Source organism: Actinosynnema sp. (genome assembly GCF_052038725.1).
In genome coordinates this window covers 1-3008 of sequence record NZ_JBQGCX010000480.1, presented here as the reverse complement: position 1 = coordinate 3008, position 3008 = coordinate 1, and the positions used below count along the sequence as shown (strand labels likewise).

Here is a 3008-nt window from a genome sequence, read left to right as displayed (position 1 = left end):
CGCCCAGGTCGAAGAAGTTGTCGCCCAGCCCCACCCGCTCGGCGCCGGTGACCTCCGCCCACACCGCGGCCAGCGTCCGCTCGACGGCGGTGCCCGGCGGGACGTGCTCGGCGCGGGTGCGGGCTCCGCCCGCCTCCACGGCGGCGAGCGCGGCCCGGTCGACCTTGCCGTTGGTGGTGAGCGGCAGCCGCTCGTGCCGCACGAACAGCGCGGGCACCATGTGCTCGGGCAGGCGCTCGCGCAGCCGCTCCCGCAGCGCGGACGGGTCGAGCGCGCCGCCGGTGAGCACGACGTGGCCGACCAGGCGGGCGCCCTGCGGGCCGGGCTTGGCGACCACGGCGGCGTCGGCGACCTGGGCGCAGCCGCGCAGGGCGCTCTCGATCTCGCCGGGCTCGACCCGGAAGCCCCGGATCTTGACCTGGTCGTCGGCGCGGCCCACGTAGGACAGCTGCCCGTCCGGCAGGACCCGCACCAGGTCGCCGGTGCGGTAGGCGCGCCGCCCGCCGAGGACGCCGCGCGGGAAGCGCTCGGCGGTCAGCTCGGGCCGGTTGCGGTAGCCGCGCGCCACGCCGTCGCCGGTGATGTGCAGCTCGCCGACCGTGCCGACCGGCACCAGGCGGCCGTGCCGGTCCAGCACCACGCCGTGCTGGCCGGGCAGGGGGCGGCCGATGGGCGAGCGGTCGCCGTGCCGGTCCCAGATGTCGTCGTCGGTGATCAGCCGGTGGGTGACGTGGACGGTGGTCTCGGTGATGCCGTACATGTTGACCAGCGCGGGCTTGCGGCCGGGCGCGTCGAACCAGTCGCGGTAGTCGTGGGTGTCGAAGGCGTCGCCGCCGAACACGACGGTGCGCAGCGCGAGGTCGTCGAAGGTGCGGCCGCGCTGGGCGAGGTGGGCGCGCAGGCCCTTGAAGGCGGCCGGGGTCTGGCTGAGCACGGTGACGCGCTCGTCGCGCAGCACCGCGTGCACGGCCTCGGGGTCGCGGGTCTGCTCGCCGGTGAGCACGACGGCGCGACCGCCGGTGGCCAGCGGGCCCCACAGCTCCCACACCGAGAAGTCGAAGGCGGCGGAGTGCATGAGGGACCACACGTCGCCGGGGCCGAAGTCGAAGCGCCGGTCGGCGGCGGCGAAGAGCCAGGCGACGTTGGCGTGGGTGATCTCGACGCCCTTGGGCGCGCCGGTGGAGCCGGAGGTGTAGATGACGTACGCCAGGTCCTCGCCGAGCACCGGGGTGGCGGCGGGGGCGGCGGGCGCGCCGGTGGACGGGTCGGTGGACGGGTCGGTGGACGGGTCGGCCGGGTCGAGCAGGGTGACGGGCAGGCCGTCGAGCGCGCCGCGACCGGTGTCGTCGGCGACGACCAGGTCCACGCCCGCGTCGGCGACGGTGAACTCCAGGCGCTTGCGCGGGTGGCGCGGGTCCAGCGGCAGGTACGCGGCGCCCCCCCGCCCCACCCCCACCAGCGCCACCCCGAGGTCCCCGGTGCGCTCCAGGCACACCCCGACCAGGCTCTCCCGGCCCGCGCCCAGCGCGCGCAGCCGGTTCGCGAGCGCGGTGGACGCGGCGTCGAGCTCGGCGTAGGTGAGCGAGCGCCCGCCGCCGGTGACGGCCACCGCGTGCGGGGTGGCGGCGACGTGGTCGGCCACCCGGTCCAGGACCAGCGCGGCCCGCCCGGTCTCCGAGCCCGCGACCGCCGGGCCGTCCGGGCCCAGCAGGAACTCGCGCTCGGCGTCGGTGAGCAGCGGCACCGAGCCGAGCCGGGCGTCGGGGCGCTCGAAGAACGCCCGCAGCACCGCGACGGTGTGCGCGGCCAGCCGGGCGATCGACCCCGGCTCGAACAGGTCCGGCCGGTAGACGAACGACAGCCGGTAGCCGTCGCCGCGCCTGGTCGCCTCCAGGGACAGGTCGAACTTGGCGCTGGTGAGCGCGATCGGGAACGGCCTGGCCACCGCGCCGCCGAGGGCGAACCCGTCGCCGCCGCCGGACTCGGCGTAGGAGAACAGGACCTGGAACAGCGGGTTGCGCGACAGGTCCCGCTCGGGGCTGAGCTCGTCGACGACCCGCTCGAACGGCAGGCCCTGGTGGCTCAGCGCCCCGAGCACGCGCTCCCTGGCCCGCTCCAGCACCTGCGCGCAGGTGGGGTCGCCGGACAGGTCGGCGCGCATGACCAGGGTGTTGACGAAGAACCCGACCAGGTCCTCGGTCTCGGCGCGGTCCCGGTTGGCGGTGATCGTGCCGATGGCGACGTCGTCCTGCCCGCTGTGGAAGCCGAGCGCGGCCTGGAAGGCGGCCATGACCGTGGTGAACGGGGTGGTGTCCGCGGCGCTGACGGCGGCGGCGAGGTCGGCGGGCAGGTCGACGACGTGCACGGCGCCTTCGTGGGAGCGCTCTCGTGGACGGGGGTGGTCGGTGGGCAGCTCCAGCGGGGTCAGGCCGGACAGGGCGGCGCGCCAGTGCGCCAGGTCGGCGCTCTCGTCGCAGGCGCGCTGCCAGGCCGCGTAGTCGGTGTACTCGATCGGGGTGGGTTTGAGCGGGGACGGCCGTCCGGCGAGGCGGGCCCGGTACAGCTCGCGCAGGTCGCGCACCAGCACGTCCAGGGACCAGCCGTCGGTGACGATGTGGTGGGCGGCCAGGACGAGCACGGGGTCGGCCCCGGCAGGCGCGACCAGGGTGGCGCGGAAGGCCGGTTCGGCGGCCAGGTCGAAGGGGCGGGTGGCGGCGGCGTGCACCGCCCCGGTGAGGTCGTCGGCGCGCCCGGCGGGCAGCTCGACGGTCGCCAGCGGCGCGCCGCGCGGCAGGATCCGCTGGTGCGGGACGCCGTCCTCGGCGGGGAACACCGCGCGCAGCTGCTCGTGCCGGGCGGTCAGGTCGTCCACCGCGCCCGCCAGGGCCTCGGCGTCGAGCGGGCCGGTGAGCCGCCACGCGGCGGGCAGCAGGTACTCGGTGCCGCCGGGGGCGAGCTGGTCCAGGAAGTACAGCCGCTGCTGCGCGGCCGACAGCGGCGCGGTCTGC

1 protein-coding gene is annotated in these 3008 nt (G+C 76.8%); it reads right to left on the bottom strand.

Going from position 1 to position 3008, the window contains the following annotated elements; all coding sequences use genetic code 11:
- A partial coding sequence (locus ACTUAL_RS09710; RefSeq protein WP_440900028.1) for an amino acid adenylation domain-containing protein occupies positions 1 to 3008 on the bottom strand: 3008 nt, incomplete at both ends.